The following is an 11,948-nucleotide window of genomic DNA, read 5'->3' on the forward strand; positions in this document are numbered from 1 at the left end:
TGCTCCAGACCGTACTTCCTCGTGGGCGGTTCAATCCGCGTTGTCGTCGCCGGCTGCTGGCGTGGCCGGGCCGGCCTTCAGGCGGCCGGCCTTGCGCAGCGCCTCGCGCAGCACGTACTCGATCTGCGCGTTGAGACTGCGCAGCTCGTCGTCCGACCAGCGCTGCATCGCCTCCAGCACGACGGCGCTGATGCGCAGCGGATAGGCTTTCTTCTCGACCGCCATGACCAGGCTCTCAGCGTCAGTTGTACAGCGTGCCGGTGTTCAGCACCGGCTGGCTGCCGCGCTCGCCGCACAGCACCACCAGCAGGTTGCTGACCATTGCCGCCTTGCGCTCCTCGTCCAGGTTCACCACGCCGCGCTGGCTGAGCTGGTCCAGCGCCATCTCGACCATGCTCACCGCGCCCTCGACGATTTTCGTGCGGGCGGCGATGATCGCGCCGGCCTGCTGCCGCTGCAGCATCGCCTGGGCGATCTCCTGGGCGTAGGCGAGGTGGCTGATGCGCGCCTCGACCACCTGCACGCCGGCCTTGCCGAGGCGGGTCTGGATCTCGTCGCGCAGGTGCGAGTTGATCACGTCGCCGTGGCTGCGCAGCGACGGCTTGCCGTCGTCGTGGGCGTCGTACGGATAGCTTTGCGCCATCTGCCGCAGCGCCGATTCGCTCTGGATGTGCACGAAGTTCTCGTAGTCGTCGACGCAGAACACCGCCTCGGCGGTGTCCAGCACCTGCCACACCACCACCGCGCCGATCTCGATCGGGTTGCCGTCATTGTCGTTGACCTTCAGCTTGCCGCTCTCGAAGTTGCGCACGCGCAGCGAGATGCGCCGGCGGCTGCAGAACGGGTTGGTCCAGCGCAGGCCCTCGTGGCGCACCGTGCCGGCGTACTTGCCGAACAGCTGCAGCACCTGGCCTTCGTTCGGCGCGACCTGGAAAAAGCCCTTCAGCATGAAGCCGTCGATGGCCAGCAGGATCACGCCGGCGATCGCCGAGGCCGCCGGCTGCCCCTGCGCGGCGGGCAGGACCAGTGCGATGCCGATCGCGGCCAGCACGATGCACAGCCCGACGAAAGGAATGCCGGCGACGGAAAAGCCATTGCGTTCGTTCATGTGTCATCTCCCTGAGGTGAGGTAATTAGATATCAAAATGATATCTAACGCAAGCCGGTGGCGACGACTTCTGCGGGGCCGGCGGATGGCGCTGCGCCCGGCCGCATACAATGCCGTCTCGAGTCCACCGGAGAACCCGATGAAGCCGTTCGGCACCCCCCATTCCGACCGCGCCATGCGCGTCCTGCTGCTCGGCGCCGGCGAACTGGGCAAGGAGGTGGCGCTCGAGCTGCAGCGCTACGCGGTGGAGGTGATCGCGGTGGATCGCTACGCGAACGCGCCGGCCATGCAGGTCGCCCACCGCAGCCACGTGGTCGACATGCTGGACGGCAAGGCGCTGCGCGCGGTGATCGAGCAGGAAAAGCCCGACCTGGTGGTGCCGGAGATCGAGGCGATCCACACGCCGACCCTGGTCGAACTGGAGAAGGAAGGCCAGCGGGTGATTCCCACTGCGCGCGCGGCGTGGCTGACCATGGACCGCGAGGGCATCCGCCGGCTGGCCGCCGAGGAACTGCGGCTGCCGACCTCGCCCTACCGTTTCTGCGACGACGAGGCGCAGTACCGCGAAGCGGTGGCCGCGATCGGCTATCCGTTCGTGATCAAGCCGGTGATGAGTTCGTCCGGCAAGGGCCAGAGCGTGGTGCGCGGCGCCGACGCGCTGCAGCGCGCGTGGGATTACGCGCAGTCCGGCGGGCGCGCGGGCAGGGGCCGGGTGATCGTGGAAGGCTTCGTCGACTTCGACTACGAGATCACCATGCTCACCGTGCGGCACGTCGACGGCGTGAGCTTCTGCGCGCCGATCGGCCACCGCCAGGAAGAGGGCGACTATCGCGAATCGTGGCAGCCGCAGCCGATGAGCGATGCCGCGCTGGCCGAGGCGCAGCGGCAGGCCGCCGCGGTCACCGGGGCGCTGGGCGGCTGGGGCGTGTTCGGCGTGGAGTTTTTCGTCAAGGGCGACCGGGTGATCTTCTCCGAGGTCAGCCCGCGGCCGCACGATACCGGCCTGGTCACCCTGATCTCGCAGGAATTCTCCGAGTTCGCGCTGCACGCGCGGGCGATCCTCGGCCTGCCGATCCCGGTGATCCACCAGTACGGGCCGTCGGCCTCGTGCGCGGTGCTGGTCGAGGGCGAAGGCACGGGGCCGCGTTACCACGGCGTGGCCGCGGCGCTGGCCGAGCCGGATACGCAGCTGCGCATCTTCGGCAAGCCCGAGGTGAAGGGGCGCCGGCGCATGGCGGTGACGCTGGCGCGCGCCGGCACGCTGGAGGCGGCGGTGGGCAAGGCGGTGCGCGCGGCGGGGCACCTGCGCATCGAATTGTGAGTCCGGCACCGGCGCAAACCTGATGCGCTAGGCTTGGCGGAGATGGCCGTTGCCGCCTGCACGGATCAGCCGTCGGCAACGGCAACCGAGCGACAGAGGAGAGGCTGGATGGAGTCAACCGGGTTTGCGCACTGGCTGGTCGTGCTGGTCGAACTGGTCACGGCCTTCGCCCTGCTGCTGCTGGCACTGGTGATCGTGGTGCTGATGGTGACCTGGGTGGTCGACCGCAACCAGACCGGCAACGCGGTGCTGCGCAACTTCCCGGTGGTCGGCCACTTCCGCTACTGGTTCCTGCACCTGGGCGAATTCTTCCGCCAGTACCTGTATTCCAGCGACCGCGAGGAGATGCCGTTCAATCGCGCGCAACGCACCTGGGTGTACCGTGCAGCGAAGAACGTCGACAACACCAACGCGTTCGGTTCCAGCCGCGACCTGCGCGCCGAGGGCGTGCCGTTCTTCGTCAACGCGCCGTTCCCCGACCTGGGCATGGACCACGTCGAGCCGGTGCCGGTGACGATCGGCCCGTACGCGCGCGAGCCGTACAGCCATGCGGCGTTCTTCAACATCTCGGCAATGAGCTTCGGCGCGCTGTCGGCGCCGGCGGTGCGCGCGCTGTCGCGCGGCGCGGCCAAGGCCGGCATCTGGATGGACACCGGCGAGGGCGGCCTGGCGCCGTACCACCTCGAAGGCGGCTGCGACATCATCTTCGAGATCGGCACCGCCAAGTACGGCGTGCGCACGCCCGACGGCAGGCTGGACGACGGCAGGCTGCTGGCGGTCTGCGCGCACCCGCAGGTGAAGATGGTCAGCATCAAGCTCGGGCAGGGCGCCAAGCCCGGCATGGGCGGCCTGCTGCCCGGCGCCAAGGTCACCGCCGAGATCGCGGCGATCCGCGGTATCCCGGTCGGCGAGGATTCGCAGAGCCCGAACCGCCACCTGGACATCGGCAACGTTTCGCAGCTGATGGACAGCATCGCGCACATCCGCGAACTGACCGGCAAGCCGGTCGGTTTCAAGGCGGTGCTGGGCGGCGTGGAATGGATCGGCGAGCTGTGCGAGGAGGTGTGGAAGCGCGGCATCGAGAGCGCGCCGGACTTCATCATCGTCGACGGCTCCGAGGGCGGCACCGGCGCGGCGCCGCAGACCCTGATGGAGGGCGTCGGCCTGCCGCTGCACGAGGCCTTGCCGGCGCTGCTCGACATGCTGATCGTCAAGGGCCTGCGCCAGCGCATCAAGGTGGTCTGCTCGGGCAAGTGCATCACCGCCTACGACGTGGCATGGGCGCTGTCGCTGGGGGCGGATTTCGTCAACTCCGCGCGCGGCTTCATGCTGGCGCTGGGCTGCATCCAGTCGCTGCAGTGCAACCGCAACACCTGTCCCACCGGCATCACCACGCAGGACCCGAAGCTGCAGCGCGGCCTGGTGGTCAGCGACAAGAGCGAGCGGGTATTCCACTACGCGAAGAACCTGATGCACGAGGTCGGCATCATCGCGCACAGCTGCGGCGTCAGCGAGCCGCGCCAGCTCAACCGCAGCCACTGCCGCGTGGTCGGCGACGACGGGTTGTCGATCCCGCTGGAGAAGCTGTTTCCGTATCCGCAGGCAGGCGCCCGGCCCCTGGTCGGATAACCGTAGGAGCCCGCTAGCTAGCGGGCTCCTACGGCATGGTCTGCCAGCCATCGCCCGTGCGTATCTGCAGCGGCCTGAAGCGGCGCTTGTAGTCCATCTTCGGGTGGCCGTCGATCCAGAAGCCCAGGTACAGCCACGGCAGGCCGCGGCGGCGGGCCAGTTCCACCTGCTGCAGGATCGCGCAGGTGCCGAGCCCGCGTGCGGTTTCGTCGGGGTCGTAGAACGTGTAGACGGCCGAGACGCCGTTGAGGCAGACGTCGGTGACCGCCACCGCGAGCAGGCGTTCGTCCCGGCGCAGTTCCAGGAACAGGGTGGGGCTCCACGGCGCGGTGAGGAAGCGGCGGAAGTCGCTAGCCTCGGCGTCGTCCATGCCGCCGCCGGCGTGGCGGCTCTGCAGGTAGCGCTCGTACAGCGCGTGGCGTTCGCGGTTGTAGCCGGGAATCGATTCGCTAAGGACGAGATCGGCGTTGCGTTTCAGGCAGCGCCGCTGCGCGCGGTCCGGCTGGAAGTTCGCCACGTCGATGCGGCACGGCGTGCAGGCATGGCACTGCGGGCAGTTCGGAAAATACAGGTGGCCGCCGGCACGGCGGAAACCGCGTTCCAGCGCCGGGCCGTACAGCTTGTCGAGGTTCGGCGCGGCCGGGTCCAGCACCAGGTTCTGCGCCGTGCGGTCGGCGTAGTAGCCGCACGCATGGGGCAGGGTCTGGAACAGGCGGACTTGGTCGGAGCGGCGCATTCCCCGATTCTATGCCGCCCATGGCGGCACCGCATCCCGGTTCAGATCACCCGCAGGAAGCGCAGCATCAGCATGGCGAACGTGGCCAGCACCGCCAGCAGCACGATCCGGCGCACGCGCGCCACCGTGCCGGCGCGCCGGTCGGCCGGGGTGGGATCGCGCTCGGCGGCCAGTTCCTCGCCGTAGCGGATCGTCGGCTCGATGCCGATCTCGCGCAGCAGCGCGCGGGCCCGGGCGTAGTCGTCGGCACGGGTGATCCACACCTGCGCCCAGCGGCTGCGGTCGTCCTGCCGCTGCGCATAGCTGAAGCGCTGGTAGCTTGGCCGGTTGTAGTTGGAGCGGTTTTCCACGGTGGCCGCGATGCCGTGCTCGGCCATCAGGGCGACCACGGTGTCGATGTTTTCCGGCCGGGGCGAGGTATAGATCTGGCGCATGGTGGACAGTCTACTCAGTCGCCGCGCACACGGATCAGCCCTTCTTGCGCGGTGGAGGCCACCAGCCGGCCGTCGCGGCTGAAGATCTGCCCGCGCGCCAGCCCGCGGCCGCCCTGCGCCGTGGGGCTGTCGAACGAGTACAGCAGCCATTCGTCGACCCGGAACGGGCGGTGGAACCACAACGCGTGGTCGAGGCTGGCCATCTGCACGTTGTGGGTCATGTAGGAGATGCCGTGGGGCAGGGTGGCGGTGCCGATCAGGTGGAAATCCGAGGCGTAGGCCAGCAGCGCGCGGTGCAGGATCGCCGAATCGTCGATCGGCGAGGTCAGCTTGAACCAGATGTGCTGGATCGGCGGCCGCTTGACCGGGTGCAGCTCGTCGCGCGGCCATACCTGGCGGAACTCGAACGGGCCGTCGATGCCGAGCCAGCGCTGCAGCTTCACCGGCAGCCGCGCCAGTTCCCCGGCGGGCAGCGGGTGCAGCGGCTCGATGTCTTCCGGCGCAGGCACCTCGGGCATGCTGGTCTGGTGTTCCACGCCCGGCTCGGGCGCCTGGAACGAGATCGAGCCGTTCAGGATCGGCTGGCCGTGCTGGATCGCCACCACCCGGCGCGAGGAGAACGTGCCGCCGTCGCGGGTGCGTTCCACGTTGTAGACGATCGGCGCTTCGATGTCGCCGGCGCGCAGGAAGTAGGCGTGCAGCGAATGCGCCTCGCGCGACGGATCGACCGTCTTCTGCGCCGCCGCCAGCGCCTGCCCCAGCACCTGGCCGCCGAACACGAAACGGGTGCCGATGTCGCGGCTCTGGCCGCGGAACAGGTTGTCCTCCAGCCGCTCCAGTCGCAGCAGCTCGACAAGTTCGGCAACGTGGTCTTCGCTCATGGCGTGTCCTTGCAGGGGTTCGCCAGTATAGCGGCGGCCCCGTGCCCGGATATCGGCGCCCCGCCGTATGGGCGAAGCGGCCGAGCGGAGTGCCGGTCACGCTGGGCGTTCCGTCGCGGCCCACAGCCGCCGCGCTTCCTCGGCGATCACGTCGGGACGCTCCTCGGGCCAGAACAGCTTGCTGCCCGTGAGTTGGCGCACGCCCAGCGAGCGGCCGAAGGCGCGGTCGAGGAAACCGGGGTTGCCGGGGGAAAAGATCGTGTCGGCGCTGCCCCACACGATGCGCACCGGCACGCGGGATCGCGCGAGTGCGTGGCCGATGCCGGCGAGAGCGTTCCGTTCCAGCGCGATCGCGTAGGCGTGCGCAAAGCTGCGGCTGCGCCGGGATGCCAGCAGCGGCGCGAAGTAGGTTTCGATGGCCTCGTCGGTGGGATGCGCGGGGTCGGCGTAGCACATGCCGCCGATGCCTGCGGCCGAACGCGCCAGGGCATGGTCGCGGCGCCACGTGCCCAGCCATTCGTCGACGAAGCGCTCTTGCTTCGCCAGCGCGATCACCGGCAGGAGCGCCGGCGGCGGGCTGTCTGCCTCGGTGTCGCAGTTGGTCAGCAGCAGGCTGCGCACGCGCCCGGGATGGTGCGCGAGCAGTAATTGCGCCACGGCGCCGCCGCTGTCGTTGGCGACCACGTCGGCGCGCTCGACCTGCAGGGCGTCGAGCAGGGCGACGAGCATGGCGACCTGCGCGTCGGGCGCGCAGGATTGCCCGTCGGCAACCTCGGTGTAGCCCATGCCGAGGAAATCGGGCGCGATGCAGCGCCGGTACGCTGCCAGCCGGTCGAGCGCGCCGCGCCACTGGAAACCGTTGAGCGGGAAACCGTGCAGGAACAGCGCCGCCGGCCCGTTGCCACGCTCGACGTGGGCGATGCGACCGAATGCGGTACAGGTATAGCGGCGCGCGGCGTGGAAGCGTGCCGCGTCCATCGCCACGCGTCCGGCCGGCGGCGACGACGCGCAACCGGCGAGGCCGCCCGCGCCCAGGCCGGCGAGCACGCCCGCGGACAGGGCGAGGAAGCGGCGCCGGTCGATGCCCGGCGCCACCAGCCGTGCCATGGATGATGGCGAGTGGCCGCTCACGACTGCGCTTCCGCCTCGCGCAGTTTCTGCGCGCATTCCTCGCAGCAGACTTCGACGGTGCGGCCGCCGATGGTGACCTGGATGGCGTTGCCGTCGAGCGGGTAGTCGCAGGCGGCGCAGGTTTTCTCGTTCATGGTGGATCTCCGGTGGATGCCCGCGATCGGGCAGGCACAGGAGACCACCGGCGGCCATCGGCGGCTGTCAGGATCTTTAGCGATTCACGACGTCTTGGCCAGCGCGGTCTGGCGGAATGCGCTGGGCGTGCGGCCGTAGGCCTGGCGGAACGCGGCACTGAAATGGCTGTGGCTGGAGAAGCCCAGGTCCAGCGCCAGCGCGGCGACGTCCTCGCAGCCGGCGATCAGGTCCAGTGCGCGCGCCAGCCGCAGGCGCAGGTGGTAGCGGTACAGCGGCATGCCCTCGACCTGCTGGAAGGCCTGGGTGAGGTAGACCGGCGAACCGCCAACCTCCGCCGCGATCTCCGCCAGCGTCCAGCGCCGGGTGAGGTCGCCGGCCAGCCGCAGCTTCGCGCGGTCCACCAGCCGCTGCCGTGCGCGGGTCGCGCCGGGCGCGTGGGCGGTGCGCGGGCCGAGGCTGCGGCACACCAGGGTCAGCACCAGGCTCTCCGCTTCCAGCGGCTCGATGCCGCCGCTGCGCAGGCTGTGGCGCAGCAGCGCCACCAGCACCTGCGCGCGCTCGTCGATGCGCAGCGCCTGGTGGCGGAATGCGGGTTCGTCGCGCCGCTGCAGCAACGCGGCCGGCGCCAGCTCGCGCAGCAGCGCCGGCGACACCGCCAGCGACAGGCTGGCGTCGCCGCCGGCCACCGGATGGCTGACCTGGTAGCCCTCGCCGGCGTTGAAGAACAGCACGTGGTTGGCGTCGGCCACCGACTGCGTGCTGCCGACGTGGCGCAGGTACAGGCCGCGGTAGGGGAACACCAGTTGGGTGGCGGTGGCGCATTCCTCGGCGCTGCGATGGCGGCAGGCGCCGCGGCAGCCCACGTCGTGCACCGCGACGGTGGTCGATTGCAGCAGCGGCTGGACATCGAACTGCGGCATGGCGGCGGCTCGAAAGGGGCGAGGCAGTCTAGCGCAGCCGCTGCAGGCCGCAGGCCGGGACGATGGCATCCCATGGAAACCGCGGGCCGGGGTCGAGCTTGCGGCGGATCTGCAGCGCGGGGTCGTCGCTGGCCGGCATCAGCGCGGTGTCCAGGTCCTCGTGCCCGGCGATCTGCCGCAGGTGCGGGAATTCCACGCGCAACCGCGCCAGCAGGGCGCCCAGTGCGGCGATCTGGGCTTCGCCGTAAGGCTCGTCCATCTGCTGGTGATGCGAATCCCACCAGTGCGGATAGCGCCCGAGGTTGACCAGCTCGATGCCGATCGAGTTCGGGTTGTGCCCGCGCACGTGGTTCGCCACGCGGGTGCCGGGCACGTAGCGCAGCACGGTGCCGTCGCGGTCGACGTAGTAGTGGCCGCTGTTGCCGGTACCGCTGGCGTGCAACACCCTTTCGCCATATTCGCGCGCCGTCGCCAGGTCGGGCAGTTCGGTGCAGTGGATCACCACCAGCTCGACCGCCGCGGCTGGGCGCTCCGGCAGCAGGTCGACGTAGGGCAGCGGCTGGTCGCGGAGGGTCAGGGGCATCGGCCAAGTCTCGCATGCGGCAGGCGGGGGCGGAAACGCCGCCTGTTACCATGCACGCCTTGCCTCCTGCAGCTTTCATGGAGACCGCCATGCGCGGCCAGATCATTCTTTCGCACGGCTCGGATTCCGGCCCGGACGCCACCAAGGTCAGCGCGCTGGCCGCGCTGGCCGAGTCGCTGGGCTGGCACACGCAGCGGCCGGACTACCGCGCCGACGACGCGCGCGGCCACGCCGCGTCGGTGGCGCCGCGGATCGCCCGCCTGCGCGCCACCATCGAGGCGCTGGAGGCGCCGCCGCTGCTGGTCGGCTCCAGCATGGGCGCGTTCGTCTCCGGCCTGGTCTCGCTGGACGTGCCGGTGGCCGGTTTGCTGTTGCTGGCCACGCCGAGCAAGATCCCCGGCTACGCGCGCAAGTTCGACCTGCGCCCGGGTGTGCCCACGCTGCTGATCCACGGCTGGCGCGACGAGGTCTGCCCGCTGCCCGGCGTGCATGCGTTCGCCGCCCGGCGCCGGCTGCCGCTGCTGGTGCTGGACGACGACCATCGGCTGGGCGCCAGCATGGATACGATCGCCGCGCAGTTCCGGCTGCAGTTGGACTGGCTGGCGATGGCCGCATGAATCGGCTCCCATCAGGCGCGTTCTTCGCCACCTGCCCGAAGGGCATGGAATATCTGCTGCGCGACGAACTGGTCGCGCTCGGTGCCGGCGACGTGCGCGAGGCGCTGGCCGGCGCGCACTTCGCCGGCACGCTGGAAACCGCGTACAGGGCCTGCCTGTGGTCGCGCCTGGCCAGCCGCATCCTGCTGCCGCTGGCCGAGTTCGACGCGGCCGACGACGATGCGCTGTACCGCGGCGTGCAGGCGATCGACTGGAGCGAACACCTGGCCGCGCACGCCACCTTTGCCGTGGATGCGGGCACCGCGATGAGCAAGCTCACCCACAGCCAGTTCATCGGTCTGCGGGTGAAGGATGCCGTGGTCGACCAGTTCCGACAGCGCGACGGTTCGCGTCCCGGCATCGACACCGACGAGCCGGACATCCGCATCAACGTGCGCGTACGCCGCGACCGCGCCACCTTGTCGCTGGACCTGGCCGGCTCGCCGCTGCACCGGCGTGGCTGGCGCGAGGAGCAGGGCGAGGCGCCGCTGAAGGAAAACCTCGCCGCCGCGATGCTGCTGCGCGCGCGCTGGCCGGAGGTCTACGCCGCCGGTGGCGCGTTGCTCGACCCGATGTGCGGTTCCGGCACGCTGCTGATCGAGGGCGCGCTGATGGCGTCCGACGTGGCGTCCGGCCTGCGCCGCGAGTATTTCGGCTTCCTCGGCTGGCAACAACACGACATCGCGTTGTGGCGCGGTCTGCTGGACGAGGCGAAGCAGCGTGCCGAGACCGGCCTGCGTGCGCTGCGTCCGTGCTTCTTCGGCAGCGACGCCGACACGCGCATGGTGCAGACGGCCAAGCGCAATGCGCAGGAAGCCGGCGTGGCCGGCTTCTTCACCCTGGACCGGCAGGACGTGGCGCATGCCGCGCCGCCACCCGGCGTCGACTACGGCCTGGTCATCACCAATCCGCCGTACGGCGAGCGCCTGGGCGACCGGGCCGAGATGCCGAAGCTGTACCGCGTGCTGGGCGACACCTTGCGCAGCCGTTTCAGCGGCTGGCGCGCCGCGGTGCTGGCCGGCGACGTGGAACTGGGCCGCGCGATGCAACTGCACGCGGACAAGCGCTACGCGCTGTACAACGGCGCGCTGGAAACCGTGCTGCTGACGTTCGACCTGAAGCCGCGCGATGAGAAGCCGCGCGAGCCGAAGCCGCTGTCCGCCGGCGCGCAGATGCTGAAGAACCGGCTGGAAAAGAACACCAGACACTTGCGCAAGCGGCTCGCCCGCGAAGGCATCCACTGTTGGCGCGCCTACGACCAGGACCTGCCCGAGTACGCCGCGGCGATCGACGTCTATGGCGATACGAACGGCGATGATCACCTGCACATCCAGGAATACCGCGCCCCGGCCGACATTCCCGCCGACGTCGCGCGGCTGCGCCTGCGCGAGATCGCCCGCGTCGCCGGCGAGGTGCTCGGCGTGCCGCGCGAGCGCATCGCGCTGAAGACCCGCGAGCGCGGCAAGGGCGGTTCCAAGTACGGCCAGCTCGACCAGCGCGGCGAGTTCATCGAGGTGGAGGAAGGCGGCCTGAAGTTCCTGGTCAACCTCACCGACTATCTGGATACCGGCCTGTTCCTCGACCACCGGCTGGTGCGCGCCAAGCTGCGCGAGCTGGCCCGGGGGCGCTGCTTCCTCAACCTGTTCGCCTATACCGCTACCGCCAGCGCGTACGCGGCGGCCGGCGGTGCGCTGGAAACCACCAGCGTGGACCTGTCGGCGACCTATCTCGAATGGGCCTCGCGCAACCTCGCGCTGAACGGCTTCAGTGGCGCGCGCCACCGGCTGATGCAGTTCGACGCGCTGGAATTCCTGCAGCGCGACCGTGGCCACTACGGCCTGATCTTCGTCGACCCGCCCACCTTCTCCAACTCCAAGCGCGCCGAGGATTTCGACGTGCAGCGCGACCATGTGGCGCTGCTCGACGCCTGCCGCGGGCGGCTCACCCGCGACGGCGTGATCGTGTTCTCCAACAATTTCCGCCGCTTCAAGCTGGACCGCGAGGCGCTGGAACCGCACTTCGAGATCGAGGACTGGAGCGCGCCCAGCATCCCGTTCGACTTCGCCCGCCGCGCCGATATCCACGGCTGCTGGCTGCTGCGCCGACGCCAGGCTGTGACGGGGATCAACCCCTGGGATACGGCGCACATTAAAAAATGAACCCTTCAGTGCATATTAAGCGTGATCGGACGAGCATCCACCCCGTACAACCGGAGAACGATCATGACCAAGAGCATCGGTAAAGCGGGCAAGCTCGCAGCCATCGGCCTGGCAGTCGCGGCGGTAATGGCCATGCCGTTGAGCGCGTCGGCGCACGATCATGGTGATCGTGGTTGGCATGGCGGCGGGTGGCACGGCGGTTACCACGATTACGACGGCGGTTATTACCGCCACGGGGGTTACTGGAGCGGCGGC

Annotated in this window: 13 protein-coding genes and 1 pseudogene; 5 read left to right on the forward strand and 9 right to left on the reverse strand. The window is 69.8% G+C overall.

Features of this window, described 5'->3' with window-relative positions; genetic code table 11:
• Positions 1–30: 30 nt before the first annotated feature.
• Both RHOFW104R8_RS14560 and RHOFW104R8_RS14565 read right to left on the reverse strand, forming a co-directional pair.
• Positions 31–225, reverse strand: coding sequence for a hypothetical protein (locus RHOFW104R8_RS14560; RefSeq protein ID WP_068096976.1), 195 nt, complete (start codon positions 223–225; stop codon positions 31–33).
• A gap of 16 nt (positions 226–241) precedes the next feature.
• Entirely contained in the window at positions 242–1,108 is an 867-nt protein-coding gene (locus tag RHOFW104R8_RS14565) for an SPFH domain-containing protein (RefSeq protein ID WP_068096973.1), read from the reverse strand.
• 139 nt (positions 1,109–1,247) lie between these two features.
• Here RHOFW104R8_RS14565 and purT point away from each other — a divergent pair, with 139 nt between their 5' ends.
• Positions 1,248–2,429, forward strand: coding sequence for a formate-dependent phosphoribosylglycinamide formyltransferase (purT, locus tag RHOFW104R8_RS14570; protein ID WP_068097071.1), 1,182 nt, complete (start codon positions 1,248–1,250; stop codon positions 2,427–2,429).
• A gap of 108 nt (positions 2,430–2,537) precedes the next feature.
• Positions 2,538–4,058, forward strand: a complete 1,521-nt coding sequence (locus RHOFW104R8_RS14575; protein WP_068096970.1) for an FMN-binding glutamate synthase family protein — start codon at positions 2,538–2,540, stop codon at positions 4,056–4,058.
• Positions 4,059–4,086: 28 nt separating this feature from the next.
• Here the strand turns inward: RHOFW104R8_RS14575 and RHOFW104R8_RS14580 are convergent, their stop codons facing one another.
• The 7 genes from RHOFW104R8_RS14580 to RHOFW104R8_RS14605 all read right to left on the reverse strand — a co-directional run bounded on the left by RHOFW104R8_RS14580 (position 4,087) and on the right by RHOFW104R8_RS14605 (position 8,878).
• Complete coding sequence (locus RHOFW104R8_RS14580; protein WP_068096965.1) at positions 4,087–4,794, reverse strand: arginyltransferase; 708 nt, start codon at positions 4,792–4,794, stop codon at positions 4,087–4,089.
• A gap of 41 nt (positions 4,795–4,835) precedes the next feature.
• On the reverse strand, positions 4,836–5,228 hold the full coding sequence (locus tag RHOFW104R8_RS14585; RefSeq protein ID WP_068096962.1) for a DUF2007 domain-containing protein: 393 nt from the start codon (positions 5,226–5,228) through the stop codon (positions 4,836–4,838).
• A 14-nt stretch (positions 5,229–5,242) separates the two neighbouring features.
• The gene (locus tag RHOFW104R8_RS14590) at positions 5,243–6,109 is read right to left on the reverse strand and encodes an acyl-CoA thioesterase II (RefSeq protein WP_068096960.1); all 867 of its coding nucleotides are present in this window, start codon (positions 6,107–6,109) and stop codon (positions 5,243–5,245) included.
• 96 nt (positions 6,110–6,205) lie between these two features.
• Positions 6,206–7,240 (reverse strand): alpha/beta fold hydrolase, encoded by a 1,035-nt coding sequence (locus RHOFW104R8_RS14595; protein ID WP_235604262.1) that lies wholly within the window; start codon positions 7,238–7,240, stop codon positions 6,206–6,208.
• On the reverse strand, positions 7,237–7,374 hold the full coding sequence (locus RHOFW104R8_RS17695) for a hypothetical protein (RefSeq protein WP_162840152.1): 138 nt from the start codon (positions 7,372–7,374) through the stop codon (positions 7,237–7,239). The genes RHOFW104R8_RS14595 and RHOFW104R8_RS17695 overlap by 4 nt, the downstream gene beginning before the upstream one ends.
• 84 nt (positions 7,375–7,458) lie before the next feature.
• Positions 7,459–8,295, reverse strand: coding sequence for an AraC family transcriptional regulator (locus RHOFW104R8_RS14600; RefSeq protein WP_068096958.1), 837 nt, complete (start codon positions 8,293–8,295; stop codon positions 7,459–7,461).
• A gap of 28 nt (positions 8,296–8,323) precedes the next feature.
• A complete protein-coding gene (locus tag RHOFW104R8_RS14605) occupies positions 8,324–8,878 on the reverse strand; it encodes an N-acetylmuramoyl-L-alanine amidase (RefSeq protein ID WP_068096955.1) in 555 nt (184 codons plus the stop codon).
• An 89-nt stretch (positions 8,879–8,967) separates the two neighbouring features.
• Between RHOFW104R8_RS14605 and RHOFW104R8_RS14610 the strand changes: the two genes are divergently transcribed.
• From RHOFW104R8_RS14610 to RHOFW104R8_RS17100, 3 genes and pseudogenes are all read left to right on the forward strand, one after another.
• Positions 8,968–9,495, forward strand: a complete 528-nt coding sequence (locus RHOFW104R8_RS14610; protein ID WP_068097065.1) for an alpha/beta hydrolase — start codon at positions 8,968–8,970, stop codon at positions 9,493–9,495.
• Positions 9,492–11,693: a bifunctional 23S rRNA (guanine(2069)-N(7))-methyltransferase RlmK/23S rRNA (guanine(2445)-N(2))-methyltransferase RlmL gene (gene rlmKL, locus RHOFW104R8_RS14615; RefSeq protein WP_068096953.1), complete on the forward strand. Its 2,202-nt coding sequence runs from the start codon at positions 9,492–9,494 to the stop codon at positions 11,691–11,693. The genes RHOFW104R8_RS14610 and rlmKL overlap by 4 nt, the downstream gene beginning before the upstream one ends.
• Before the next feature lie 63 nt (positions 11,694–11,756).
• A pseudogene (locus tag RHOFW104R8_RS17100) lies at positions 11,757–11,948 on the forward strand (hypothetical protein); the annotation flags it as partial.

It is taken from the genome of Rhodanobacter sp. FW104-R8 (assembly GCF_001617365.1).
In the GTDB taxonomy this organism is placed as follows: domain Bacteria; phylum Pseudomonadota; class Gammaproteobacteria; order Xanthomonadales; family Rhodanobacteraceae; genus Rhodanobacter.

Coding starts and splice junctions, on each gene's coding strand:
- purT (WP_068097071.1), top strand. CDS start 1,248: ATGAAGCCGTTCGGCACCCCCCATTCCGACCGCGCCATGCGCGTCCTG.
- RHOFW104R8_RS14560 (WP_068096976.1), bottom strand. CDS start 225: ATGGCGGTCGAGAAGAAAGCCTATCCGCTGCGCATCAGCGCCGTCGTG.
- RHOFW104R8_RS14610 (WP_068097065.1), top strand. CDS start 8,968: ATGCGCGGCCAGATCATTCTTTCGCACGGCTCGGATTCCGGCCCGGAC.
- RHOFW104R8_RS14580 (WP_068096965.1), bottom strand. CDS start 4,794: ATGCGCCGCTCCGACCAAGTCCGCCTGTTCCAGACCCTGCCCCATGCG.
- RHOFW104R8_RS14600 (WP_068096958.1), bottom strand. CDS start 8,295: ATGCCGCAGTTCGATGTCCAGCCGCTGCTGCAATCGACCACCGTCGCG.
- RHOFW104R8_RS14590 (WP_068096960.1), bottom strand. CDS start 6,109: ATGAGCGAAGACCACGTTGCCGAACTTGTCGAGCTGCTGCGACTGGAG.
- RHOFW104R8_RS14605 (WP_068096955.1), bottom strand. CDS start 8,878: ATGCCCCTGACCCTCCGCGACCAGCCGCTGCCCTACGTCGACCTGCTG.
- RHOFW104R8_RS14575 (WP_068096970.1), top strand. CDS start 2,538: ATGGAGTCAACCGGGTTTGCGCACTGGCTGGTCGTGCTGGTCGAACTG.
- RHOFW104R8_RS14565 (WP_068096973.1), bottom strand. CDS start 1,108: ATGAACGAACGCAATGGCTTTTCCGTCGCCGGCATTCCTTTCGTCGGG.
- rlmKL (WP_068096953.1), top strand. CDS start 9,492: ATGAATCGGCTCCCATCAGGCGCGTTCTTCGCCACCTGCCCGAAGGGC.
- RHOFW104R8_RS14585 (WP_068096962.1), bottom strand. CDS start 5,228: ATGCGCCAGATCTATACCTCGCCCCGGCCGGAAAACATCGACACCGTG.
- RHOFW104R8_RS17695 (WP_162840152.1), bottom strand. CDS start 7,374: ATGAACGAGAAAACCTGCGCCGCCTGCGACTACCCGCTCGACGGCAAC.